This window comes from Xanthomonas sp. WCS2018Noco2-27 (assembly GCF_031843525.1).
GTDB lineage: Bacteria > Pseudomonadota > Gammaproteobacteria > Xanthomonadales > Xanthomonadaceae > Xanthomonas.
The window spans coordinates 89,610-113,307 of sequence record NZ_JAVTIK010000015.1; the positions used below are offsets into that span (position 1 = coordinate 89,610).

General features: G+C 64.9%; 16 protein-coding genes and 1 pseudogene. 13 read left to right on the forward strand and 4 right to left on the reverse strand.

All coding sequences use genetic code 11. From position 1 onward, the window contains the following. Positions 1–42 precede the first annotated feature (42 nt). From RQH86_RS19385 to tatC, 4 genes are all read left to right on the forward strand, one after another. Positions 43–948 carry a YSC84-related protein gene (locus tag RQH86_RS19385; RefSeq protein ID WP_055846670.1) on the forward strand — a complete coding sequence of 302 codons (906 nt, stop codon included), beginning with the start codon at positions 43–45 and terminating at the stop codon, positions 946–948. Positions 949–1,020: 72 nt separating this feature from the next. Next, positions 1,021–1,248 (forward strand): Sec-independent protein translocase subunit TatA, encoded by a 228-nt coding sequence (gene tatA, locus RQH86_RS19390; RefSeq protein ID WP_055846673.1) that lies wholly within the window; start codon positions 1,021–1,023, stop codon positions 1,246–1,248. A 15-nt stretch (positions 1,249–1,263) separates the two neighbouring features. Then, positions 1,264–1,845 (forward strand): Sec-independent protein translocase protein TatB, encoded by a 582-nt coding sequence (gene tatB / locus RQH86_RS19395; protein ID WP_311240650.1) that lies wholly within the window; start codon positions 1,264–1,266, stop codon positions 1,843–1,845. Next, positions 1,842–2,579 (forward strand): twin-arginine translocase subunit TatC, encoded by a 738-nt coding sequence (gene tatC / locus RQH86_RS19400; protein ID WP_115529300.1) that lies wholly within the window; start codon positions 1,842–1,844, stop codon positions 2,577–2,579. Before tatB ends, tatC begins: the two co-directional genes overlap by 4 nt. A 726-nt stretch (positions 2,580–3,305) precedes the next feature. Here the strand turns inward: tatC and RQH86_RS19405 are convergent. From RQH86_RS19405 to RQH86_RS19415, 3 genes and pseudogenes are all read right to left on the reverse strand, one after another. After that, positions 3,306–4,193, reverse strand: a pseudogene (locus RQH86_RS19405) (BPSS1780 family membrane protein); the annotation flags it as partial. A gap of 45 nt (positions 4,194–4,238) precedes the next feature. Continuing rightward, the gene (locus RQH86_RS19410; protein ID WP_115584631.1) at positions 4,239–5,003 is read right to left on the reverse strand and encodes a glutamine amidotransferase; all 765 of its coding nucleotides are present in this window, start codon (positions 5,001–5,003) and stop codon (positions 4,239–4,241) included. A gap of 904 nt (positions 5,004–5,907) precedes the next feature. Continuing rightward, the gene (locus tag RQH86_RS19415; protein WP_311240535.1) at positions 5,908–7,722 is read right to left on the reverse strand and encodes a GspE/PulE family protein; all 1,815 of its coding nucleotides are present in this window, start codon (positions 7,720–7,722) and stop codon (positions 5,908–5,910) included. 91 nt (positions 7,723–7,813) lie between these two features. Here RQH86_RS19415 and glyQ point away from each other — a divergent pair, with 91 nt between their 5' ends. From glyQ to RQH86_RS19430, 3 genes are all read left to right on the forward strand, one after another. Then, positions 7,814–8,722 (forward strand): glycine--tRNA ligase subunit alpha, encoded by a 909-nt coding sequence (glyQ, locus tag RQH86_RS19420; protein ID WP_055846691.1) that lies wholly within the window; start codon positions 7,814–7,816, stop codon positions 8,720–8,722. Positions 8,723–8,908: 186 nt separating this feature from the next. Beyond that, a complete protein-coding gene (glyS, locus tag RQH86_RS19425) occupies positions 8,909–11,116 on the forward strand; it encodes a glycine--tRNA ligase subunit beta (RefSeq protein WP_311240534.1) in 2,208 nt (735 codons plus the stop codon). Next, complete coding sequence (locus RQH86_RS19430; RefSeq protein WP_311240533.1) at positions 11,116–12,708, forward strand: sulfotransferase; 1,593 nt, start codon at positions 11,116–11,118, stop codon at positions 12,706–12,708. Before glyS ends, RQH86_RS19430 begins: the two co-directional genes overlap by 1 nt. Before the next feature lie 381 nt (positions 12,709–13,089). Here the strand turns inward: RQH86_RS19430 and RQH86_RS19435 are convergent, their stop codons facing one another. Continuing rightward, complete coding sequence (locus RQH86_RS19435; RefSeq protein WP_311240536.1) at positions 13,090–15,789, reverse strand: TonB-dependent receptor; 2,700 nt, start codon at positions 15,787–15,789, stop codon at positions 13,090–13,092. Between the two features lie 239 nt (positions 15,790–16,028). Between RQH86_RS19435 and RQH86_RS19440 the strand changes: the two genes are divergently transcribed. From RQH86_RS19440 to RQH86_RS19465, 6 genes are all read left to right on the forward strand, one after another. Next, positions 16,029–17,810, forward strand: a complete 1,782-nt coding sequence (locus tag RQH86_RS19440) for an autotransporter assembly complex family protein (protein WP_311240532.1) — start codon at positions 16,029–16,031, stop codon at positions 17,808–17,810. Further along, positions 17,807–21,661: a translocation/assembly module TamB domain-containing protein gene (locus RQH86_RS19445; protein WP_311240531.1), complete on the forward strand. Its 3,855-nt coding sequence runs from the start codon at positions 17,807–17,809 to the stop codon at positions 21,659–21,661. Before RQH86_RS19440 ends, RQH86_RS19445 begins: the two co-directional genes overlap by 4 nt. A 639-nt stretch (positions 21,662–22,300) precedes the next feature. Next, positions 22,301–22,729 (forward strand): hypothetical protein, encoded by a 429-nt coding sequence (locus RQH86_RS19450; RefSeq protein WP_311240530.1) that lies wholly within the window; start codon positions 22,301–22,303, stop codon positions 22,727–22,729. Between the two features lie 10 nt (positions 22,730–22,739). Beyond that, positions 22,740–23,189: a 3-dehydroquinate dehydratase gene (locus tag RQH86_RS19455; protein WP_161964762.1), complete on the forward strand. Its 450-nt coding sequence runs from the start codon at positions 22,740–22,742 to the stop codon at positions 23,187–23,189. Then, entirely contained in the window at positions 23,170–23,397 is a 228-nt protein-coding gene (locus tag RQH86_RS19460; protein ID WP_055846715.1) for a hypothetical protein, read from the forward strand. The genes RQH86_RS19455 and RQH86_RS19460 overlap by 20 nt, the downstream gene beginning before the upstream one ends. 38 nt (positions 23,398–23,435) lie before the next feature. Beyond that, positions 23,436–23,698: hypothetical protein (locus tag RQH86_RS19465; RefSeq protein WP_311260734.1), on the forward strand; the 263-nt coding region annotated here is incomplete at its 3' end.

Sequence of the window (23,698 nt, forward strand, 5' to 3'; positions counted from 1 at the left end):
GCGGCATTGCTATCTTTGACGGATCGTCCTTTGGAGCTTGTCATGCCTCGTTTGTCGCGTCTGGCCCTGTTGTTGTCGCTGACCTTCGCCGCCGGCCACGCCGTCGCCGGCCCGGAAGAGGACCAGCGTGCGCGTAACGCAGTGCGGGTGCTCAACGAGATCATGAAGATTCCCGAGCAGTCCATCCCGGACAAACTGCTCGACGAGGCGCGCGCCATCGTGGTCATCCCCGACACGCTCAAGGCCGGCCTGGTGATCGGCGGCCGTCGCGGCCACGGTCTGATGTCGATGAAGAACGCCGACGGCAGCTGGTCGCAGCCGGTGTTCGTCAAGCTCACCGGCGGCAGCATCGGCTTCCAGGCCGGCGTGCAGTCCTCCGACGTGGTGCTGGTGTTCCGCAACGACCGCAGCCTGGACAACATCGTCAACGGCAAGTTCACCCTCGGCGCCGATGCCGGCGTGGCCGCAGGTCCGGTGGGCCGCAACGCCGCTGCCGCCACCGATGGCCAGCTCAAGGCCGAAATCTGGTCGTGGTCGCGCGCCCGCGGCTTGTTCGCCGGCGTGGCGCTGGATGGCGCGGTGCTGCAGATCGACGATGCCGCCGACCTCAACGCTTACGGCGGCGGTGCCACCCCGCGCATGATCTTCGAAGGTCGCACCAACGAGCGCCCGTCCACCGACGTGATCGCCTTCCGCGACCGTCTGGAAGAGGTCACCTACACCGCGCGCGCCAATCGCAGCAGCGATGGCGACAGCGATGAGACCGCGCCGCCACCGCCGGCGCGTGCGCCAAGCGTGGCCCCGGCAGCGCAGTCGGCCCCGCCGCCGCCGGCCAACGAGGCCAGCACGGTCCCGATGCAGCCCAGCACCACGCCGCCTCCGCAGCAGGGGTTCCAGTCGGTGTCCGATGGCGAAATCCGCACCGAATCACTAGACGGCAACCGCTAAGCCGCTGTCATCCCCCTGCGCGGTGCGCTGGGGTATCCTGAGTCTTCCTTCTTTTCAGCAAGCGAGCAGATCATGGGCGGTTTCAGCATTTGGCACTGGCTGATCGTGCTGGTGATCGTGTTGCTGGTGTTCGGTACCAAGCGTCTCACCAGCGGTGCCAAGGATCTCGGCAGCGCGGTCAAGGAATTCAAGAAAGGCATGCACGACGAAGACAAGCCGGCCAGCAAGCTCGGCGACGAGTCCCGCACTGCCGAGCAGGCGCGTGAGGCGCAGGCCGAACGCGACCGCGACGCGCGCTGATCCGGAGCAGCGTCGGTGTTTGACATAGGTGTTGGCGAACTGACGCTCATTGCGATTGTCGCCTTGGTGGTGCTCGGCCCCGAGCGCCTGCCCAAGGCCGCGCGCTTTGCCGGCTTGTGGGTGCGCCGTGCGCGCATGCAGTGGGATTCGGTCAAGCAGGAGCTCGAACGCGAGCTGGAAGCCGACGAACTCAAGCGCAGCCTGCAGGACGTGCAGGCCTCGCTGCGCGAAGCCGAAGGGCAGTTGCGCAACACCCAGCAGCAGGTCGAAGACGGTGCGCGCGGTCTGCATGATCAGGCACGCGGCCTGCACGACGAGCTCGGCCGCGATATCGACATCCGCACCAGCGCCACTCCGGTGGCCGCACCGCTGGAGCTGCCCGCCGATGCGCCGGTGGTGCTGGCGCCGGGCAGCGTGCATACGCATGTGCCGGTGCCGTCCCCGGTCATCGCCCAGGCGCAGCCGATTGCGCCGGCGCCCCGGCAGACGCTGGTGCCGGCTCCGCACGGCAGCCTGGCCTCCACGCCGGTGAACGTGCAGGGCACTACTGCCCCAACGACTGCAGATAGCAGCAGCACCCAGGAGAAGGCGCCTTGAGCCTGTTCGACGACGCACAGGCCGAAAGCAGTCTGATTGAGCACCTGGTCGAATTACGCGCCCGTTTGGTGCGTGCACTGATCGGCCTGGGCGTGGTGTTGCTGGCGCTGCTGCCGTTCTCGCGCGCGATTTACTCCTGGCTGGCCGCACCGCTGGTCTCGCAGCTGCCGCTGGGGCAGACCATCGTTGCGGTCAATCCGGCCGGCGCGTTCTTCGCCCCGCTCAAGCTCACCTTCTTCGTGGCGGTGTTCTTCAGCGTGCCGTGGCTGCTGTATCAGGCCTGGGCGTTCGTGGCCCCGGGCTTGTATCAGCGCGAGAAGAAACTGGCCTTTCCGTTGCTGGCCTCGGCGGTGGCGCTGTTCTACATCGGCTGCGCGTTTGCGTATTTCCTGGTGTTGCCGGCGGTGTTCCACTTCCTGACCACGTTCAAGCCGGACGTGATCGCGATTACTCCTGACGCCACCTCGTACCTGGACTTCGTGCTGGCGATCTTCTTCGCCTTCGGTGCCAGTTTCGAACTCCCGGTCGCATTGGTGATCCTGGTGCTGATGGGCTGGGTCAGCCCCAAACAACTCAGCGAAGGCCGCGGCTATGCCATCGTCGGCATCTTCATCCTGGCCGCCGTACTCACCCCGCCGGACGTGGTCTCGCAGCTGATGCTGGCCATCCCCATGTGCCTGCTTTACGAGCTGGGCATCATCGCCTCGCGCGCTGTGGTGCCGAAGAGCGCTTAGTCTGCGCAAAGTCCCCGGGCTGGTTTGGGAATGCAGAGAACCGTATCAGAGCAGGTGTTCGAAACCTTCTGTGCGCACCATCGGCTGGACTGTAAGCGAATTGCCGAGACATCCACCCGCACGCCCGATTATCACGTGTGGCTTGGCAGCACGGTGGTGGCTGTAGAGATCAAGCAGATTGAAAGTACGCGCGGAATCGATCCGAATGGCGGATGGTCCAGGACGATCGGTTGGCACGTGCGCCAGAAGATTTCCGAGGCGCGGGCGCAGCTGCGTGTGGCTGCCAGTGCCGGTATGCCGACCGTGTTGCTGATTCACAACACCGTCGATCCGTTCCAGTTGTTCGGTACCGAACAACACGACTTCCTGAGCGCCATGTATGGCGAGCTGACAGTCCGCATCGATACGTCCGGCAAGGCGGCGAGTAGTCTCTACCACGGCCGTCATGCAGCCTTGAGAGAGAACGTCAATACGTCCTTCAGCGGCGTGGGACACCTGCGCGCAACGCGCTCCGGTGCAGAGGTGACCGTTTACGAGAACGTGTTTGCTGCGCATGCATTGCCGTTCGGCGAGATACCCGACTGCATTGCGATCGTTCGCGTGGAGCTCGACCAGACGGACTGACCGATCGAACATCGTAGGAGAGCACCCGGGCGCGAGGAGCGTTACCGGGAAGGCCTCGTCGCGCCCAGGTGCGCTCCTACGGTTCTGCGGGATCGGCGGCAACACATCCGGACGCGAGGGCGGGGTGGGCTGTGCGGTGGCGCCTTCGTGGGTGAACATCTGCTTCCACGCGGCGTAGACCGAGCCGGCGAAGACCGGCATCAGCACCGCCATCAGCAGTAGCTGCGCCAGCCACATCGCCACGGTTTGCCCGGCCACCAGGCCGACGATCAGCGCGACGATCATCACCGCGAAATAGATCGCGAAAATGGCGATAAAGGCCAGCACGAAGAACACCAGCATCGCCGGCAGGTTGTGCAGGCTGGCGCGCAGGCTTTCGCGCAGCGCATGACCGCCGGTACTGCGGTCGAACATCACCTGCGGCGGCATCACAAACAGCGCCAGCGTCATCGCCGCAAACGTGGCGATGGTCAGCAGCAGCCACAGCAGGATGCGCCCGGCCGGCAGGCTGGCGGCAAGCTGCTCGATCTGCACCGGGTCCGGCTGCGCGCCGGACTGGCTGATCTGGTTGATCTTGAGCATCACCTCGGACAACTGCTGCAACCCGTTGGCGCCAATCATCGCCAGCAGCAGCACGCCCAGCAGCAGGCCGGCGATCAGCTGCGGCAGCAGCGACACCAACAGATGCGGCGCGCGGCCGTCCTGCAGGCCATGCAGCAGGTGCGATGGCTTGGCGATGCGGCCCTCGTCGACCTCGCGGATCGCCCACAGCATGCCGCCCATGAACAACGGGCCGGCCAGCACCAGCAGGAATTGCAGTGCCGGGCCCAGCAGCGGCACCAGTACCGACAGCGACACCACCAGCGAGGCGGCCACGCTCCAGATCACTCCCAGCGAGCCAAGCGCCAGCGGCGCCCGCTTCAGCAACGAGAAACCGGTCAACAGCCATTCTGCGCCGGCAGACGCCGGCACCTTGCGAATTTCGCTCATTCCCATTCCGGATCGATACGCACCGGACCATCCGGCGTAACGCGATTATCGCTGCTTTTGCGTGTGCGCGGCGGGATGAGCGTTCACTGTTTGCAGGCCGCGTGCGTGATGCACGAACCGGCGCAGCAGCTTGCGGGCGACCGGAGCGGCGGTAACCTCGCGGGCGACCGTGCGGGCGCAGTGGCCGTGGCGGGCAATGCACTCGGCACGCGCGCGCACGTAGCCGCGCATATGGTGGGTGGCGAACTCCGGGTGGAACTGCACGCCCCAGGTGGCGCGGCCCCAGCGAAAGGCGTGGCAGCGGTCCTGACGCGAATGCGCCAGCACGATGGCACCGTCCGGCGCGCGCACCACCGTCTGCAGGTGGGTGGCATGGGCCGGAAACTGCGCCGGAAGGCCTGCAAACAAAGGGTCCTGTTCGGCCGGCGGGTGCAGCTCCAGCGCGATTGTGCCGGACTCGCGGCCGGCCGGGTTGTAGTCGACTTCGCCGCCCAGCGCGTGGGCCAGCAGCTGATGGCCGTAGCAGATGCCCAGTAAGGGCTTGCCGTCATGGGCGGCGTCGCGCAGCCACTGGGCACTGCGCTCGCTCCAGTCGGCACGGTCGGTGACGAAGGCGGCCGAGCCGCTGATGATGATGCCGGCAAAGCGGCCGCGGTCTGGCAGGTCGTCGCCATTGGCGACATCGATCACCACGGTTTCGTGTTCGGCCAGGCCCGCCGCCACGCGGATCCAGTGCGGAAAGCGGCCGTATCGCTTCATCTCCGGCACGGGGTGACCGGTTTCGATGATCAGGAACGGCAAAACGGACATGCGCGACAACCCGGACACGACAGATGCCCCCGATTGTAGGCGGCAGTGGCGCGTTTTTTTCAAGCCAGGGCCCACTGCGGACGCTGTGCGTGATTGCCGATTGCCATGTGCTGATGCCCTCGCGGCCGGGTAGATGGAATGGCGATGGTGGTGGCTGGCGGCCATCGCACATCTTCGATATCGGCAGGCAGGCCCACGACTGGATTGCCTTAGCGTCCTCACTCTTGCAGTCGGAGCATGCCGTGGGGCGCTTGAACGGGAGACGGACGGGGCGCTGCAAGGCGCAGTCCCAGGGTGTTTCAGCGCGTTGGTTAGCGGCGTGGTCGGCCCGTCCCGATATTGGCAGGCCGGCAGGCGGAGCATGATTGGACCGCCGCAGCCTACTTAAGCCTGCCGTCGGCGCATGTCTTGGGGCGCCCGCACGTGCGGCGGACGCGGCGCTGCACTCCTCAGCGCCATGGCTGCAGCGCGGTCTTCAGTCAAGTGATCGGGCGATACCGATGATCGGCGGCAGCACACGAGTGGACCGCTGCAGTGCCCTCAACGTGGTAGTCGGAGCGTGCCTTGGGCGCTAGAACGGGACAGCGACGGGTGCCGTCACGTCTGCTCCCAGGGCTGGCAGCGTCTGCGCGAACAACGTGGGTCGGGGCTGTAACGTGTGTCGAGCGGTTTTTGTAGGGGCGCGTTCTTGCTGGTTGAGTGCCGGGGGGATAAACGCCTTCGCACCAGGTGGCGGTCCTGCGTGCGTGCGGTTAGCAGAGTGCATGCCCGCATCCGCATCCGTATGCTGCATGCCGCGTCCTCGGCTCGCACGTGCCCATCGATGCCGCCGTCGGTCTGCCCAGAATCGGCGCAGCTGCCCCCGAACATGCACAAACGACCTGCGTCGTTGGCGATCACCCGCTTATTCGCGCGGCGGCAGCACCGACAGCACTTCTTCGATGGTGGTCAGGCCGGCGGCGACTTTTTCCAGCCCGGTGCGACGCAGGGTGCGCAGGCCGTCGCCGCGGGCGGCCTGGCTGAAGCTGGCCAGGTCGGTGTCGGCGCGGATCAAGCTGCGCAACCGCGGGCTCACCGGCAGCAACTCGTACAGGCCCACGCGGCCCAGATAGCCGGTGCGACGGCATTCCAGACAGCCGACCGGGGCGTGCACGTTGAGCGTCTCCGGCAGCGCTTCGCCCGGTTCGCGGATCGCCGCCCAGTCGTCGTCGCTGAGCGTGTGCGGGCGCTTGCAGTGCACGCACAGCGTGCGCACCAGGCGCTGTGCCAGCACGCCGTTGAGCGTGGAGGCGACCAGGTAATGCGGCACGCCCAGATCCAGCAGACGGGTGATCGCCGACGCCGCATCGTTGGTGTGCAGCGTGGACAGCACCAGATGCCCGGTGAGCGAGGCCTGCACCGCCATCTGCGCGGTTTCCAGGTCGCGGATTTCGCCGATCATGATGATGTCCGGGTCCTGCCGCAGGAGCGTGCGCACGCCGCTGGCGAAATCCAGGTCGATGTTCTGCTGGACCTGCATCTGGTTGAATTCCGGCGCGATCATTTCGATCGGGTCTTCCACGCTGCACACGTTCACATCCGGCGTGGCCAGGCGCTTGAGCGTGGAGTACAGCGTGGTGGTCTTGCCCGAGCCGGTGGGGCCGGTGACCAGCACGATGCCGTGCGGGCGCTCGACCAGCGCGCTCCATCCGGCGGCTTCTTCGGGGCTGAAACCCAGTTGTTCGATGCTCTTGAACGCCGAATCCGGGTCGAAGATACGCATCACGCATTTTTCGCCGAACGCGGTGGGCATCGTCGACAGACGCATTTCCACCTCGCGCCCACCCGGCGAGCGGGTCTTGATGCGGCCGTCCTGCGGGCGGCGGCGCTCGGCCAGGTCCATGCGGCCGAGCACCTTGATGCGGCTGACCACGGCGGTCATCACCGACGGCGGTACTTCCAGCACCTTGTGCAGCAAGCCATCGATGCGAAAGCGCATGCGCCCGGCTTCGCGGCGCGGCTCCAGATGGATGTCGCTGGCCCGCTGCTCGTAGGCGTATTGCAGCAGCCAGTCGACGATATGCACGATGTGGTGATCGTCGGCATTGACGTCGCCGGCGCGGCCCAGTTCCACCAGTTGTTCGAAGCTGGGCAGGCCCGCTCCCGGCTCGGCACTGCGCGCATCGCCACGCGCGCCACGCACCGATTGGGTCACGCCGAAGAACTCCATCGTGTAGCGATGCAGGTCCAGCGGGTTGATCAGCGCCAGCTCGATGCGGCGGCGGCTCAGGTGCTGCACGTCGGCCAGCCACTCCAGCGCCAGCGGCTCGCTGGTGGCGATCAGCACGCGCTCGGCATCCAGTGCCAGCGGCAGGATGCGGTGGCGGCGCGCGTAGGCATGCGAGACCACGCCGGTGACGGCGGCCACATCGATGCGGGTGGGGTCGATACGCAGATAGCGCAGCCCGGTGCGGGTGGCCAGCCATTCGGTAAGCCGCTCCAGGCCCAGCTCGCCGGCCGGTGCCTGCGCGGCATGCAGCTTGAGGTTGGCCAGCAGCACCAGCGGGTGCACTTCGCTGGCGTTGCGCACGCCGGCGGCGGAGAACTGCACGCGCTCGTGTTCGTGCGGTACCACCATGCCATCGGCAAGCAATGCAGCAGCCACCGGGTCGAACATCAGCCGGCCGCGCGGCAGGATCGTCGCTGCGCTGTCCGGGTCGGCGTTGCGCCGCTGTTCCATGCTGGTGGTTCCCCTGCCGCGATGCTCCCGCGGCAAAGCGCCGCGGGTGGGCCGGTATACTAGCGCACCCCTTTCGCACGGCCCTTGCTGCATGTCCGATTCCCGCCGCGTTCCAATCACGTTCCAGGGCCTGATCCAGACTCTCAACCAGTACTGGGCCGATCAGGGCTGCGTGCTGATCCAGCCGCTGGACCTGGAAGTGGGTGCGGGCACGTTCCACCCGGCCACCTTCCTGCGCGCGCTGGGCCCGGAGCCGTGGAATGCCGCCTATGTGCAGCCCTCGCGCCGTCCCACCGACGGCCGCTACGGCGAAAATCCCAACCGGCTGCAGCGGTACTACCAGTACCAGGTGGCGATGAAGCCCAACCCGGACAACATCCAGGACCTGTACCTGGGCTCGCTCAAGGCGCTGGGCATCGACCCGCTGGTGCACGACCTGCGCTTTGTCGAAGACAACTGGGAATCGCCCACGCTCGGCGCCTGGGGCCTGGGCTGGGAAGTCTGGCTCAACGGCATGGAGGTGACCCAGTTCACTTATTTCCAGCAGGCCGGCGGGCTGGAGTGTAAGCCGGTGCTGGGCGAGATCACCTACGGCCTGGAACGGCTGTGCATGTATCTGCAGAGCTGCGACAACGTCTACGACCTGGTGTGGACTTACGGCCCGGACGGCAGCCCGGTGAGCTACGGCGATGTCTACCACCAGAACGAAGTGGAGCAGAGCGCCTACAACTTCGAGCATGCCAATGTGGAAGAGCTGTTCCACCGCTTCGATGCCTGCGAAGCGGAGGCCAAGCACCTGATCGAGGTCGGCCTGCCGTTGCCGGCGTATGAGCAGGTGACCAAGGCCAGCCACGCGTTCAACCTGCTGGATGCGCGCCGCGCGATCAGTGTGACCGAGCGCCAGCGCTACATCCTGCGCGTGCGCGCGCTGGCCCAGGGCGTGGCGCAGGCGTATCACGCGCAGCGCGAGAAGCTGGGGTTTCCTGGCGTCAAACGCTGATGCAGTGCCCTTCCCCCGCTGGCGGGGGAAGGTGCCCGTAGGGCGGATGGGGGCAGCATGCCTTCGCCGCCGGCTCACAACCCTCATCCGGCGCATCGCGCCACCTTCTCCCGCTTGCGGGAGAAGGACATCATCAAGCCACCTTTCGTCGGTTGACGAACGAAGGGAAAACCAAGGTCCGACGCAATGACTCAGATGCACCCCCTGCTGATCGAACTGGGCACCGAAGAGCTGCCGGTCAAGGCGCTGCCGGGCTTGGCGCAGGCGTTCTTCGATGGCGTGCTGGCCGGGCTGGAGAAGCGCGGCATCGCGGTCACCCGTGGCGATGCCAAGCCGCTGTCCACCCCGCGCCGTCTGGCGGTGCTGCTGCCGGGCGTGGCCACCGAACAGCCGGAACAGCGCTCCGAAGTACTGGGGCCGTATCTCAACATCGCACTGGATGCCGATGGCAACCCGACCAAGGCACTGGCCGGTTTTGCCGCCAAGGCCGGCATCGACTGGACCGTGCTGGAGCGCACCAGCGACGCCAAGGGCGAGCGCTTTGTGCATCGCGCAGTGACGCCGGGTGCGCAAACCGCCGCGCTGTTGCCGGAGATCCTGCGCGAATCGATTGCCGCCATGCCCATCCCCAAGCCGATGCGTTGGGGCGCGCATACTTACGCCTTCGCGCGGCCGGTGCAGTGGTTGGTGCTGCTGTTCGGCACTGAGGTCATCCCGGCCGAACTGCTGGGCGTGCGGGGCGACCGCATCACCCGCGGCCATCGTTTCATGCACGAAGGCGAGGTGTTGTTGTCAGCGCCGGGCGATTACATCGACGCGCTACGCAGCGCGCATGTGCTGGTGGATGCCGATGCACGCCGCACGCGGATCGTCGAAGAAGTCGAAGCGGCTGCCAAGCAGGCCGGTGGCCGCGCGCGTATCAGCGACGACAACCTGGACCAGGTGGTCAATCTGGTCGAATGGCCGTCGGCGGTGCTGTGCAGCTTCGAGCGCGACTTCCTGGCGGTGCCGCAGGAAGCGCTGATCGAAACCATGGAGATCAACCAGAAATTCTTCCCGGTGCTGGATGACGGCGGCAAGTTGACCGAGCAGTTCATCGGCATTGCCAACATCGTCTCCAAGGACGTGGCCGAAGTGGCCAAGGGCTACGAGCGGGTGATCCGGCCGCGTTTTGCCGATGCCAAGTTCTTCTTCGACGAAGACCTCAAGCAGGGGCTGGAAGCGATGGGCGCAGGCCTTGCCGGTGTGACCTATCAGGCCAAGCTCGGCAGCGTGGCCGACAAGGTCGCGCGCGTAGCCGCTCTGGCCGAGGCGATCGCGCCGCAGGTCGGCGCCGACCCGGCGCAGGCACGCCGCGCTGCGGAGTTGGCCAAGAACGATCTGCAGTCGCGCATGGTCAACGAATTCCCGGAATTGCAGGGTATTGCCGGGCGCCATTACGCAAAAGCCGCTGGCGAGCCGAGCGAGATTTCGCTGGCCATCGACGAGGCGTACCAGCCGCGTTTTGCCGGCGACGACATCGCGCTGTCGCCGCTGGGCAAGGTGCTGGCGATTGCCGAGCGTCTGGACACGTTGGCCGGTGGCTTTGCGGCCGGCTTGAAGCCGACCGGCAACAAGGACCCGTTTGCGCTGCGGCGTAATGCGTTGGGATTGGCGCGGACGGTGATTGAGTCGGGGTTTGACTTTGACCTACATAATCTTATTTTTAATGCATGTTTGAAGGCTAAAGCTTCTATTGAAACTAGCAAAGCCAAATTGGAATTTGTTGAGCGAATGAAGTTAATGAAAACCTTGTCTGACCTCTATGGTCATTCCGACTCTGGGCAGGTGGGTGGGCTGGGGAATGACAAGGTCAAAGTCTTTTTTCCAACGCACGCAGAAACAGTCGAGCTTTACGACTTCATCATCGACCGTTTGAGGGGTTACTACACCGACAAAGGTGTGCCTGCCACGCACTTCAACGCCGTCGCAGAATTGCGGCCGGCATCCCTCTACGACTTCGACCGCCGCATCGATGCCATCGGCATTTTCGCCACGTTGCCCGAGGCCGAAGCGCTGGCCGCGGCCAACAAGCGCATCCGCAACATCTTGCGCAAGGTCGACGGCGAAATCCCCGGCGACATCGACACCACGCTGCTGCGCGAACCGGCCGAAGAAGCGCTGGCCGAAGCGGTGGAAGCGGCCATCGGTGACACCGGCGATGCGCTGCACCGCCACGACTACGTCGCCGTGCTCGCGCGCCTGGCCCGCCTGCGTCCGCAGGTGGACGCGTTCTTCGATGGGGTGATGGTCAACGCCGAAGACCCCCAGCTGCGTGCCAACCGCCTGGCGCTGCTGAAGAAGCTCGGCGACCGCCTCGGGAGCGTTGCCGCCATCGAGCATCTGTCCAGCTGATGTCCACCGCTGCCGGCGCGACGCAGTGGCAACGTGCCCAGGACGCGCTGGCCCGCCGCGACATGGCCGCAGCAGCGTCTGCGTTGCAGGCGGTGTTGGCGGTGGAGCCGACGCATGTATCGGCTCGTGTGCTGTTGGCCGGCACCGTGCTGGCGAGCGGCAAGATGCGCGAGGCGGTCACGCAGCTGCGCTTGGCCGCGCGCGATCTGGGCGACGATGTGACGCTGCGTTGCCGTGTGGCGCAAGCGCTGCTGCGCGTTGGCGAACATCGTCCGTTGCATGCGCTGCTGCGGCATCCATCTGTGCTGCAGTGTGGCGATGGCGCGACGCTGGCCTTGCTGGCGCATGTGCATCAATCCCTGGGCGAACATCCCGAGGCGTTGGCGATGATGCAGCGCGCGCAGGCCCGCGGATTCGATGGCGCGGATTTCCGCTTTTTCCTTGCCGTGCAATTGCAGTTCAACGGGCATCTGGATGCGGCAGCGCAGGCGCTGGAGCAGACCTTGGCGCAGCAGCCCGGCTACGGTCGTGCGGCGCTGACACGTGCACGCTTGCGCCGCCAGAGCGCGACCAGCAACCATGTCGCGCCACTGCGCCAGCAGTTGCAGCGCGCTGCACCCGGTAGCGAAGACCGGGCCGGGCTGGCATTCGCGCTGTATAAGGAGCTGGAAGATCTGGGCGAGACCGATGCCGCCTGGGAGGCGCTGCAGCATGGCAATGCAGTCATGCATGCGCGCTTGCGCCACGACGCCGAAGCCGAGGCATCGCTGTATGCGCAGTTGGGCGCCTTGGCCGATCAAGGCGTGTTTGCGGCCCAGCCGGCTGATGCTGCACCCGGCCCGCAACCCATCTTCGTGCTCGGCCTGCCACGTTCGGGCACCACGGTGCTTGAGCGAATGCTGGGTAACCATTCGCAGATTGTCTCTGCGGGCGAACTGAGCGACTTCGGCCATCAGTTGCGCTGGGGCGCGGACCAGGCCGGACGCAGCCTGCTGGATGCGGGCCTGTTGCAGGCGCTGCCCACGCTGGACTATGCACAGGTCGGGCAGCGCTATCTGGAGCAGACGCAGTGGCGTGCGGGGTCGGCGCGCTGGTATATCGACAAGTTGCCTGCCAATGCAGTGGCGATCGGGCCGATCGCACGTGCCTTGCCGGGTGCACTGATCGTGCATCTGGTGCGCGAGCCGATGGCAGTGTGCTTTTCCAACTATCGCGCGCTGTTCGGCGATTCCTATGCTTACAGCTACGACCTGCAGACACTGGCGCGTCATTACCAGGCGTATCACTGTTTGATGGCGCAGTGGCGCGCTGCGCTACCTGGCCGGGTGATCGATGTGGACTACGCGCAGATGGTGCGCGATCCATCTGCGGTGCTGGAGCAGTTGATGACGCGCTGCGGGTTGGCGATAGAGCCAGGGCAAATCGACATCACCCGCAATGCCGCAGCATCGGCCACGTTGAGCAGCGTGCAGGTACGCGAGGGTGTGCATGGGCGCAATGTGGAAGCGTGGCGTCGCTATGCAACGCAACTGGAGCCGCTGAGGCAGGCCTTGTTGCAGGCGGGCATGATCGAAACAGACGCTACACGCTAAGCCCAGCTGACAAGCGAATGCGCTCACCGTCAGGTGGGCAGCCTGCTGTTTGATCCCCGTCAGCCCACTGCCACGTTGGCAGGTGCGATGTCCTTGCTGCTTGCGGGACCGCTGTTGGCGGGATGGATGTCACGTAAGAACCTGCGTGGATGGACGCGCGGCGTGTCGTGCAAGCGGTGAGGGCATCGCGCCCTCATCCCACGTGTTTGGCAACATGTCTGCCAAGGCGAGTGCGACCAGACCTGTCCTCCATCGAGACAGCGTTCAAGCGCTGCTGGTCGCTGCTTTCAGTACAATCCAGGCGCCTATAAGTCAGCGGCCTTGCATCAAAAAAAGACCGGCAGTCATGATGACTGCCGGCCGTTGGTCACAACCGATGACTCACTGCGCGCCAAAGCGCCAGTTCAATTCCAGCATGTACGAACGGCCATAGCCGGTGTAGTTGAAGATGTTGTAGTAAGGGTAGTCGGTGTAGGTGCGATCACGCGGTGGGCGGGTGTCGGCGAGATTGTTGACGGTTGCCGTCAGCGAGATGTCGTCGTTGATCGCATAGTCCAGCGTCGCATTGAAGGTGGTCCACGCTCCGACCTTGCGTGCGCCTTCCACTGCATAGCCATCGGTACTCTGCTGCGCGAGGAGGTTAGGGGTACGGCCGTAACGCTGGCCGAACAAGGTGGTGGTCCATGCATCCTTCTGCCAGGTGATCGAGGCATTGGTGATGCTGCGGAACTCGGTAGAGAAGAACGGCTCGCTCAGCAGGTCGCGCACCGGGTCTTGCGGGAACTGCTGGCTTTCATGCTTGAGCGTCAGGTTGTATTGCGCGTCGAACACAAACAGGCCCCAGGATTCGGTGGCCAGGTTGTAGGTCGCCTTGGTCAGCACACCGGAGATTTCCTCGCTGGAGATGTTGACCGGGTTGATGCGGATGTTGCTCAGACGATTGGGTACCTGCGCATCGGCGGCGGTGCGGTCGATGCGCGACAGCGCGTCCACGCAGGTCGGCGAGTTGATGTCCAGAGCGCCGAGCCGGCAGGCCGATTCGTTTTGCAGCAATGTATCGGTGCTCAGGTCGCTGACCTTGTCATCGATCTTGATGTTGTAGTAATCGGCATTGACGCTGAAGCGTGCGCTCGGCGACCACACCACGCCGGCGCCCCAGGATTTTGCGGTGATCGACTGCAAATCCGCATTGCCGGACCGACGGCCCTGGATGGTGGCGCCGGCATAGGTGCAGTCGGCAATCGGCACGCCGGGTTCTTCGACCGCGCAGCGGTAGTAGTCGTTGACGCCCTGGAAGAAGCCGCTGTCGCCAGCGAACGAGAACGCCATGTCCGGTGCCTTGAACGCTGTGGCGTAGTTGCCGCGGAACAGCAGCGAATCGATCGGGCGGAATTCCAGTGCGGCCTTGTAGGTGAACTTGGAATCGCCACCGCCGCCCTGGTTCTTGTAATCGTCGTAGCGGCCGGACAGATTGGCGGTGAGGGTGCTCAGGATCGGCACCCGCATTTCGAAGGCCGCCGCCCAATTCTCGCGCTTGCCGCTGCCCTGGGTGCCGGTCAGCTGGTAGAAGTCGCCGGCAATCACGCGCGGGTCGGTCGGATTGGTCCAGTACTGATTACCGGCCTGCAACACACCGGCGACGCCGACCGCACCGGCCGGCAGGTTGAACAACTCGGTGTTGGTCAGCTGCAGGTTGATGTTCTGGGTCCAGGTCCTGGACTTGGTGCGGATTTCATCGTTGAAGCTGCGGTATTGCGCCGGCGTCAACGCGCGATAGAAGTTGGCATCGTTGGGCGAATAGATCGGGTAGCCGGCGAAGTCGCCCTGCGACGCGCCAAGAAACTGTTCGCGGAAGAAATCTTCGATGCGGTCGGCCAGCGGCCACTGCTGACGGCTGTCGATCCGATACTCCGAGCGTGCGTAGTACGCATCGTAGGTCCAATTGCTGGCACCCAGGCCGCCTTTCAGGCCGAGCGCGATGTTGTAGGAGTCGGCGGTCTGGCGGTTGTTGTTGAAATCTTGATTGCCGGTTTCTTCAGGTGCAAAAACGCGTTGATAGCTTTCGAGCTGCTGGCTGTTCTGATTGTAGAAAAGGCCACCGGTGTCCGACGAGGTCTGCCAGAAGCCGGGTCCGCTATTGACCTCGACCTTGGTGCGATTGAGTAACAAGGTCGAGTAAAGCTCGGTGTTGTCGTTGAACGCATAGCTCAGATTGGCATAGCCGCTGGCGCTGCGTTCCTTGTTGAGGATGCTGGCGTAGCCTGGTACTGCGCGGCTGCTGCAGAAGTTGCCGCGGTTGGCGCGGTTGTCGTATTGCACCGACCCATTGAACAGCGCCCCCAACGCCGCGCAGTTGTCTGCGCCGGGGTCGACATAGGTGGCCGGGGGGCCGGCGACGTTATGCAGCGCGATGCGTGAGCCATAACGCAGCGTCGGGTCCGGATTGTCGTTGGTGGAATCGAAGTCGCGGCGCTGATAGCCGTAGATCGGATCCTGATTGTTGAGCTGCAGGCCCCATACGATGTTGGCGCCGCCGATCTCGTTGCCGCCGGTGAGCTGAAAGCGCTGGTTGTTGCCGCCACCGCCGTCGTAGGTGCCCATGCGGTAATTCATCTGCACGCCGTCCATGCGCTTTTTCAGGATGATGTTGACCACACCGGCGATGGCGCTGGAGCCGTAGATCGAGGACTGGTTACCGGGCGCCACGTCGATGCGCTCGACCATGCCCACCGGCACGCTGGCCAGATCGACGAAGTTGCTCTGGCCGTTGTAGAGCAACGGGTAGTCGGCCATCGGCCGGCCATCGATCAGTACCAGGGTGAAGCCGGGATCCAGGCCGAGCAGGCTCAGCGACTTGGCACCCGCGGTGAAGCCGTTGCTGAACTGGCTATCCTGGACCGCGCCGGTGGCCATCGGTTGCGAGCGCAGCACGTCGTAGACGTCTTTGAAGCCGCGGCGCTGGATGTCCTGGGCGGTGATCGAAAACACCGGGGTTGCGGTTTCAACCTGGGAACGGGGGATCAACGATCCTGTCACCGTCACCTTGTCCAATTGAGTCACTTCACCTTGCTGCTGTGCCATCGCAAGCGATGGCATGGTCAGGGCGGTGCACACGGCGGTAACCAGCAAATGACGCTTCATGAAACGAACCTCTCTCTCCAAAGGTATGAACGGGCGCGCGGCAATCGGGGGGCCGCACGCGATGGGTGTCAACGAAACGTTAACAACGTACCGACTGTACCCAGTCCCGTCCGGTTCCGTATAGGCGTGTTTGCGCAGATTTTTTGTCCCTTCACGCCTAGGCTGGGTATCCTTTGCCGATGCTTAAAGCCGTCTTTGCTCTCTCCCTGCTGTGCACCCTGTTTGTTCCGCTGCAAGCGATTGCCCGGGCGACCATCGACAAGATCGAGATCAAAGGGCTGGACGACGGCGACGATGCCGAGATGATCGAGAACATCGATGTCTCCCTGTCTCTGTATGAGGCCGTCGGCAAAGAGCAGGGCGAGTCGCGATTGGAGTACCTGCTGGCGCAGGCGGAGCGGCAGACGCGCGAGGCACTGGAGCCGTTTGGTTACTACTCGCCGACCATCGAACTGGCCGCGCCGCGCAATGGCGACAAGGTGACGGTGGTGATCACGGTAGACCGTGGCGAGCCGGTCCGGGTACGCACATCGCATATCTCCATCACCGGCTGGGCCGAGCAGGACCGTTATCTGGGGCAAGACCTCAAGCAGTTCGAGCCGCGCGAAGGCCAGGTCTTCAGTCATCCGCAATACGAAGCCAGCAAGGTCCGCATCACGCGGCGTCTGGCCGAGCGTGGGTACTTCGACGCCGATTTCACTCAACGCCGCGTTGCCGTCACCCGTGCCGAGCATGCCGCCGACATCGACCTGAATTGGGATAGCGGCCGTCGCTACGACATGGGCAAGGTGCGCTTCGACTACGACTACTTTCGCGATGGCCTGTTCGATCCGCTGGTCTATTGGGACGAGGGCAGCTACTACCACGAAGGCAAACTGGATCGGTTGCGCGAGTCGCTGACCAAGCTGGATTACTTCAGTACCATCGATATCCAGCCCAAGCCCGAAGACGCCGATGCCGATGGCCGCGTGCCGGTGGACGTCAAGCTCACCCGCGCCAAGCGCACCGTCTACACCTCCGGTCTGAGCTACGGCAGCGAGAGCGGCGCCGGTGTGCGCGGCGGCGTGGAGCGGCGTTATGTCAATGCGCGTGGCCACAAGATGGACACGCAGCTGGACTACGCGCAGAACCGCAAGAGCCTGACCACCAGCTATCGGGTGCCGGCGTTCCGTTGGCTCGACGGCTGGTACACCGCCTCGGCGCGCCTGTACGACGAGCAGACCGAATACATCGACCTGCGCAACGTCAAACTCACCGGCAGCCGCAGCGGCCAGATCAACGAGCGCTGGAGCGCGATTGCCTCGATCAACGCCTTGCGCGAGCGCTGGCGGTTCAGCAGCGGCAACGATTTTGAAGGTGCGGTGTACGAAACCTCCACGCTGATCTATCCGCAGCTGCAGGCCAACTACATCAATGTCGACGACCGGCTGTTTCCGCGCAGCGGTGTGTCGGGCCAGGCGCTGATCCGTGGTGGCGCCGAAGGTGCGGGCTCGGACACCAACTTCGGCCAGCTCTACGGGCAGCTGCGCTGGTTTTTGGGCGCAGGCGAGAACGGGCGGGTGATCCTGCGCGGCGAAGGCGGCACCACCTGGACCAGCGATCTGGTGGCGATGCCGCCCAGCCTGCGCTTCTTTGCCGGCGGCGCCAACAGCATCCGCGGCTACGCCTTCCGCGAAGTGGGCCCACGCACGCCCAGGCCGGACGAATTTGCGCTGGGTGCCAAGAACGTGGTCACCGGCAGCGCCGAGTACGAGCATTACCTCAAGGGCGGCCCGTGGGGCGGAGCGGTCTTTGTCGATAGCGGCAGCGCCTTCGACGACCGGCCCGACTGGCATACCGGTATCGGCTTCGGTTTGCGTTGGCGTTCGCCGGTGGGACCGGTGCGGGTGGATATCGCACATGGCTTGAACGACCCCGACTCGCAGTTTCAGCTCTACATCGATATCGGGGCCAACCTGTGAGCACACCCACTCCACTTGCCGCACCGCGCCGCGCGCGTTTTTATCGCCGGCGCCGGTTCTGGGTGGGCTCGGGGCTGACCGTGCTCGGGCTGGTGCTGCTGGCCCTGATCGCACTCTATTGGTTGCTGCAGACCGTGGCCGGGCGCGACGTGTTGCTGGCGCAGGTGGTTGCGCGCCTGCCGGTGGGTGCCAGCTTCAGCTACGGCAGCGTCGAAGGCCCGGTGGCCGGCCCGCTGACCTTGCGCAATGTCGACTTCACCTATCAGGACATCCACTTCACCGCCGAGCGCGTGTATCTGGAGCCGGATCTGCGCCCATTGCTCGGCCGCAAGCTGCAGCTGGATGCGGTGCAGGTGAGCAACGCCACGTTGAATCTGGGCAAGAGCGACGAACCGTTCAAGCTCCCCAGCTGGCCCGAATCGCTGCCGCAGATCAACGTGCCGCTGGCGATCCAGGCCGACAAGATTGCAGTGGACAATCTGCGCATCACCCAGTTGCAGCAGCCGATGATCGTGCTGCACAAGATGCAGGGCGGGTTGGAAGTGGCGACCGGCGAATTGCGCACGCGCGATCTGGTGATCGATACCGACATGGGCGACTTCCGCCTGCATGGCGATTACATTCCCAACGACGCTTACCACGCCGATCTCACCGCCACCGCAGTGCTGCCGGCTGCGCGTGGCCGCACGCCGGCCAGCCTGGGCCTGGTCGCACGCGGTGACCTGGACAAGATGGAAGTGGCGATCGCCGGCCGCGCGCCGGCACCGCTGCAGGCCAGCCTGGTGTTCACCGGCCGCAACGACCCGACCTGGGCGTTGAAGGCCGTCACCGAGGCGCTGGATACCTCGCTGCTGATTCCGGCCGCCGCTGGCGCGACCAACCCACCGGCCACGCCGATCGCAGTGAACCTGACCGCGTCTGGCAAGGGCGGCAAGGCCGATCTGCAGGGCAGCGTCAAACAGGGCGCGCTGAGCGCGACCTTGCAGCCGTCGCACATCAGCTTGCAGGAGCAGGTGTTGACCGTCGAACCGTTGGTGATCGATACCTTCGAAGGGCGCACCCAGCTGCGCGGCACCGCCGATTTCCGCGATACCCAGAATCCGAGTTTCCGTTTTGCGGTCAATGCCAAGGGCCTGCGCTTCACTCCCGCGGCCGACCCGGCCACCCCCGATGCGCCGGTGGTACCGGTGGAATTGATCGATGCTCGCCTGGGCGTGGCCGGTACGCTGAAGGCGTGGGCCGCAATCGGCCGCGCCACCGTGGAGCGCGACGGCCAGCAAGCCGCGCTGGTGTTTGACAGTCGTGGCAACGACCAACGCGCGCAGCTCAAGCAGGTGCAGGCCACCACGCCGGGCGGCTCGCTGGATGTCACCGGCGAAGTGGGCTGGGCACCGGAGCTGCAGTGGGATGTCACCGCGCAGCTGGCCAAGTTCGACCCGGGCTATTTCGCGCCGGGCTGGAACGGCAATCTGTCCGGCAAGATCGCCTCCAAGGGCCGGCAGTTGCCGGCGCCGGCCGGTGGCGTGTCGCCGGGCTTCGAAGCCACGGCCAATGTTCCCAGCCTGACCGGCCAGCTGCGTCAGCGCGCGCTGTCGGCCAACGGCAAGTTTGCCCTGCGTGGCGAACAAGGCGAAGGCGAACTGCAACTGTCGCTGGGCAATAGCCGCGTCACTGCCAAGGGCAAGGTCGGCGACCAGCTCGATATCGCCGCACAACTACAGCCGCTGCAACTGGACGACGTGCTGCCTGGCGCCACCGGCACCGTGCGCGGGCAGTTGCAGGTCAGCGGCCGCCGCGATGCGCCGGACATCACCGCCGACATCGCCGGCAATGGCCTGCGCTGGAACACCTATACCGCGCAAAGCATCAGCTTGCGTGGGCGCTTGCCGTGGCGCGGCAGCGATGGACAACTGGCGCTACAGGGCACCGCCATCGAAGCGGGTGTTGTGCTGGACAGCGTGCGGGTGCAGGCACGCGGCGCGGTGGAAGCGCTGCGTCTGGATGCAGATATCGCCAACAGCATGGCCAGCGTCGCGCTGCAGGGCGATGTGCGTCGTAATGGCGCGCGCTGGCAGGGCCAGGTCGCCACGTTGCGCATCGCACCGTCGAAGGGCGATGCCTGGGCGCTGCGGCAGCCGGCGCAGTTCAGTACCGATGGCGCGGCCTTCACCTTGTCCGACACCTGTCTGGGTGCAGCCACCGGCGGCGCGCTGTGCGCCAGCGCCAACTGGCCGCGCGAGGGCATGCTGGTGCATGGCGACGCGTTGCCGCTGTCGTTGGTGCAACCGTGGTTGCCCAAGCAAGAAGGCCGGCAGATCTATCTGCGCGGTGAGCTCGCACTCGACGGCAGCTTCAAGCCGCGCGGCAATGCATGGGAAGGCAGCTTCCGCATCGCCTCGCCCGAAGGCGGTATCCGCCTGGGCGAAACCCGCTACGCCGCGGTGGCCGGCAACCCCAATCGCGGTGAGTTGCTGCGCTACGACCAGTTCAGCATGCAGGCCGATTTCACCCCGCAGCAGATCCAGGGCAAGCTCGGTGTCGGCTTCCAGGGCGCGGGCTTTGTCGATGCCAAGTTCAACACCGGCTGGGACGCGTACGCGCCGCTCAATGGCGAGCTGTATCTCAACATGTCGCGGCTGTACTGGCTGGAGCTGGTGGTGGCCGATGTGGTGCGGCCCAAGGGCCTGGTCGAAGGCCATGTGAGCCTGCGCGGCACCCGCGACAAGCCACTGCTGGGCGGCGATGCCACCTTGAGCGATTTCACTGCCGAATACCCGTCGATGGGCCTGACCTTGAGCGAGGGCAAAGGCCGCTTCGATGCCTTGCCGGACGGCTCGGCCAAGATCACCGCATCGGCCAAGTCCGGCGAGGGCACGCTGACCGTCGATGGCGGGCTGTCGTGGTTCGGCACCAGCACCCCGTTGCTGCTCAACATCCGCGGGCAAAACGTGCTGGCCTACAACACCAGCGAGTTGCGCATCATCGCCAACCCGGACATGCAGTTCGGCATCGTCGACAAGACCATGCAGCTGCGCGGCAAGGTCACCGTGCCCGAAGCCGATATCGACCTGGAGCGCCTGGATCGCGGCACCTCGGTGTCCGAAGACGTGGTGGTGCTGGACCCGGTCGACCCGGAGGTCGCTCCGTCCTCGCCATTGGATATGGACCTGGCCATCGTGCTCGGCGACAAGGTCAACATGAGCGGTTTCGGCCTGAAGGGCGGCCTGAGCGGGCAGATGCAGATCCGTGCGCGCCCGGGGCGCGAGATGACTGCCAATGGCGGGCTGGATGTGCGTGGCCGCTACAAGGCCTATGGCCAGGATTTGACCATCAGCCGCGGCCAGCTGACCTGGAACAACAACATCGTCTCCGACCCGCGCGTGAGCCTGCGCGCCGAACGCAAGATCGGCGATGTCACCGCCGGTATCGACGTCAGTGGCCGCGCCGAATCGCCACGTGCCGATGTGTGGTCGGAGCCGGCGATGTCGCAATCCGAAGCGCTGTCGTACCTGGTACTCGGCCGCGGCCTGTCCACCGCCAGCAGCGACGAAACCCAGCAAGTCAGCGCCGCTTCGGCTGCACTGTCGGCAGGCAGCAGCCTGATCGCTTCGCAGATCGGCGCCAAGCTCGGCCTGGACGAAGCCGGCGTCAGCCAATCCAGCACGCTCGGCTCAGTGGTGGGCTTCGGCAAATACCTCTCGCCCAAGTTGTACGTCGGCTACGGCGTCTCGATGATCGGCGGCGGCTCGGTGCTCACCCTCAAATACCTGCTCAGCCGCGGCTTCGATGTGGAAGCCGAATCCAGCACGGTGGAGACCAAGGGCTCGGTGAATTGGCGGCGGGAGAAGTAGGGGGCGGCAGTTGACTTGCGGGAAGCTTCTGGTCCATTTGCGAAGTCTGCCGTCTGTAACTTGCAGATATTGCTGCGGTGGATAAAAGGTTATGTCGCTCGCGTCGGCGTGTATCTTCCGAGTGGTAGTGAGAAAGAACGCCAGGCGGACTGGTTTGTGATTGACCTGTAAGTGATGTTGCAAAATGATTTTCCAGGTAGTCCAGGAGAGCGAGCACAGCATGAGGGCTGCGAGGAGAATATGGCTTAGGAGGCTTGTCGTTTATCAGGTCGGTTACATCATCATGTTTTGCATGTTCTTTCTGATACTCCAATGGTCTGGAGTGGATTTGGCATTGACCAAAACAGTGAAGCTGTTTTTCGTCTCGGAATTGTTGTTCATGGTAGCGCTGGCAATCGACTACTCGAAAATGTGTAGGCGGTAAGTGCTCGCCCTGCGGAAACAGGTTCCCACGGCGTAAACGCTTTTCAGCCCCACGTGCGTTGAACACCGTCATCACTTGCACGTCGTGCGGTTTCGACTGGTGAGGGCAAGCCGTTACGTACTCTTTATGCCCACGCAGTGGTGCGGGCCTATCCTGTTTACGCACGGTAGATCTACCTTGGCACTCCCGCACAGTGGTGCGTTGAGCCAAACACGATGTGTATCCTGATTTTGCAAGGTCCCCAGGTTGATCCGGCGCAAGCGTTGCCGGTCATGGCGCCCGAGTGTGGTGGTCGCGCGCTACGGACGGTGGCGTGCGCCGATGTCGATAGCTTGATTGCGAGCTTGCAATTGGCTGGCGGCGATGCGGAGGTGGAGCTGGTGCTGCTGGACTCGGGCGATCTGCCGTTGTCCGAGCGCAGTTGTGCCAGGGCCTTGCGTGCAGCGGTGGATGCGCTGCCTACGCCGTACATCGAGCTGCATGCCGATGCGGCGCAGGAGCTGGAGCCGTGGCTGCATCCGCAGCATGCGCCGTTGGCGGTCGTGATTGCGCCGCACGATGCGCCGCGTGCGTATGCGATGTCGTTGGGGATTGCCGCGCGCTGTCTGCCGTCGTTGCATGCGCCGTTGCGCGTGGCTGCCTGAGGACGCCGGCATGTCGATCATGATCGTGCGTGGGCCGGATGCGGTATCGCCGCGGGTGCGTGGGCCGCAGCCGTTGCCGCGGGCCGTGATCCGGCAGCTGGTGCAATGTGCCGGCGATGCGGGCAAGACGGTGGCGTTGCGCGCCTGCGGGTCGGAGCAGGAGTTGCTGGATGCGTTGCGCGTAGCCGGGCAGGCGCGGATGGAAATTGCGTTGATCGATCCGGGCAGTTGCGTGGACAGCGTGCGCCTGCATCGGGTGCTGGCGGCGTTGCGCTATCCCTATGTGGAAACGCACGACGACAGTACGGACCGGCCGGAGCGCTGCCTGCCGGCAGGTCTGGGCGAGTGCGTGGCGACGGTGCGCGGTTACTGCGCGCAGAGCTATCTGCTGGGGCTGGAAATCGCGTTGGAACATCTGGGCTGCACGGAGATTCAGGGCGATGTCCACGTCGGGACCTGAGCAGCGCCAGCTGCATTACTTCGCCGACTACGAAGGCTATTGCGATGGTCGGCCAGTGCTATGGGGGCAGCTCGCTCACAGCGTGGAGGTGTCTGCCGATGGCGTGCTGGATGCCGCCGAACTGGTGTGTGCGTTGCGCCGTCGTGCGGCAGAAGCGCATGGGCTGGAAGCCGGGCAGATCCGGCTCTGCCAGGTCACGCGGCTGTAGCGGCGTGACCTGTGCCTTTGGTGTAGCGCGCTGTGCGCATGTTTCGGTCGATCAAGAACGCGGCGCTTCTTCCCATGCGCCGCAACGAGACGGTGTCGGAGACGGCACACCCATCGCTGCACCCGCACGCAGTGGTCTTACGCACGCCACCCATGATGCGCCACCAGCCGGCGTCGCTGTTCTGCGATCACGCGACGGCACCGAATGCAGAGCATTGCTTGGCGCCGTCTCCACATTCGATCAGCAACAGCCAACAGCCAACAGCAACAGCCAACAGCAACAGCCAACAGCAACAGCCAAC

Excerpts from the sequence above, each read along its gene's own strand:
- RQH86_RS19385 (WP_055846670.1), top strand. The coding sequence starts at position 43 with ATGCCTCGTTTGTCGCGTCTGGCCCTGTTGTTGTCGCTGACCTTCGCC.
- tatA (WP_055846673.1), top strand. The coding sequence starts at position 1,021 with ATGGGCGGTTTCAGCATTTGGCACTGGCTGATCGTGCTGGTGATCGTG.
- RQH86_RS19410 (WP_115584631.1), bottom strand. The coding sequence starts at position 5,003 with ATGTCCGTTTTGCCGTTCCTGATCATCGAAACCGGTCACCCCGTGCCG.
- RQH86_RS19415 (WP_311240535.1), bottom strand. The coding sequence starts at position 7,722 with ATGGAACAGCGGCGCAACGCCGACCCGGACAGCGCAGCGACGATCCTG.
- glyQ (WP_055846691.1), top strand. The coding sequence starts at position 7,814 with ATGTCCGATTCCCGCCGCGTTCCAATCACGTTCCAGGGCCTGATCCAG.
- glyS (WP_311240534.1), top strand. The coding sequence starts at position 8,909 with ATGACTCAGATGCACCCCCTGCTGATCGAACTGGGCACCGAAGAGCTG.
- RQH86_RS19430 (WP_311240533.1), top strand. The coding sequence starts at position 11,116 with ATGTCCACCGCTGCCGGCGCGACGCAGTGGCAACGTGCCCAGGACGCG.
- RQH86_RS19435 (WP_311240536.1), bottom strand. The coding sequence starts at position 15,789 with ATGGCACAGCAGCAAGGTGAAGTGACTCAATTGGACAAGGTGACGGTG.
- RQH86_RS19440 (WP_311240532.1), top strand. The coding sequence starts at position 16,029 with ATGCTTAAAGCCGTCTTTGCTCTCTCCCTGCTGTGCACCCTGTTTGTT.
- RQH86_RS19450 (WP_311240530.1), top strand. The coding sequence starts at position 22,301 with ATGTGTATCCTGATTTTGCAAGGTCCCCAGGTTGATCCGGCGCAAGCG.
- RQH86_RS19455 (WP_161964762.1), top strand. The coding sequence starts at position 22,740 with ATGTCGATCATGATCGTGCGTGGGCCGGATGCGGTATCGCCGCGGGTG.
- RQH86_RS19460 (WP_055846715.1), top strand. The coding sequence starts at position 23,170 with ATGTCCACGTCGGGACCTGAGCAGCGCCAGCTGCATTACTTCGCCGAC.